Annotated in this window: 1 protein-coding gene; it reads left to right on the forward strand. The window is 66.7% G+C overall.

The genetic code is table 11. The features are described 5' to 3' along the window. Position 1: 1 nt before the first annotated feature. On the forward strand, positions 2-1,125 hold a 1,124-nt coding region (gene tuf, locus HNP73_RS22800; RefSeq protein WP_184155719.1), incomplete at its 3' end, for an elongation factor Tu.

Below are 1,125 nucleotides of genomic sequence, written 5' to 3' on the forward strand. Positions count from 1 at the left end.
CATGGCGAAGGCAAAGTTTGAGCGGACGAAGCCGCATGTGAACGTGGGCACGATCGGTCACGTGGACCACGGCAAGACGTCGCTGACGGCGGCGATCACGAAGTTCTTCGGCGAGTTCAAGGCGTACGACCAGATCGACGCGGCGCCGGAAGAGAAGGCGCGTGGCATCACGATCTCGACGGCGCACGTGGAGTACGAGACGGAGAACCGTCACTACGCGCACGTGGACTGCCCGGGTCACGCCGACTACGTGAAGAACATGATCACCGGCGCGGCGCAGATGGACGGCGCGATCCTGGTGGTGAACGCCGCCGACGGCCCGATGCCGCAGACCCGCGAGCACATCCTGCTCGCCCGTCAGGTCGGCGTGCCGGCGCTGGTGGTGTTCCTCAACAAGGTCGACCAGGTCGATGACCCCGAGCTCCTCGAGCTCGTGGAGATGGAAGTGCGCGAGCTGCTGTCGTCCTACGACTTCCCGGGCGACGACATCCCGATCGTGACCGGCTCGGCGCTGGCCGCGCTCGAGGACCGCAACCCGGAGATCGGCGAGCAGGCGGTGCGCAAGCTGATGGCGGCGGTGGACGAGTACATCCCGACCCCGGAGCGCCCGGTCGACCAGCCGTTCCTGATGCCGGTCGAGGACGTGTTCTCGATCTCCGGCCGTGGCACGGTGGCCACCGGCCGCATCGAGCGCGGCGTGGTGAAGGTGGGCGAGGAGCTCGAGATCGTCGGCATCCGTCCGTCGAAGAAGACCACCTGCACCGGCGTCGAGATGTTCCGCAAGCTGCTCGACCAGGGCCAGGCGGGCGACAATGTCGGCCTGCTGCTGCGCGGCGTCGATCGTGAAGGCATCGAGCGTGGCCAGGTGCTCTGCAAGCCGGGCACCGTGAAGCCGCACACCAAGTTCGAGGCCGAGGCCTACATCCTCACCAAGGAAGAGGGTGGCCGCCACACGCCGTTCTTCGCCAACTACCGGCCGCAGTTCTACTTCCGCACCACGGACGTCACCGGCACCGTCACCCTGCCCTCCGGCACCGAGATGGTCATGCCCGGCGACAACCTGAAGTTCGAGGTGACCCTGATCTCGCCGATCGCCATGGAAGAGAAGCTCCGCTTCGCAATCCG

This window comes from Amaricoccus macauensis (genome assembly GCF_014201905.1).
Taxonomy (GTDB): Bacteria; Pseudomonadota; Alphaproteobacteria; order Rhodobacterales; family Rhodobacteraceae; genus Amaricoccus; species Amaricoccus macauensis.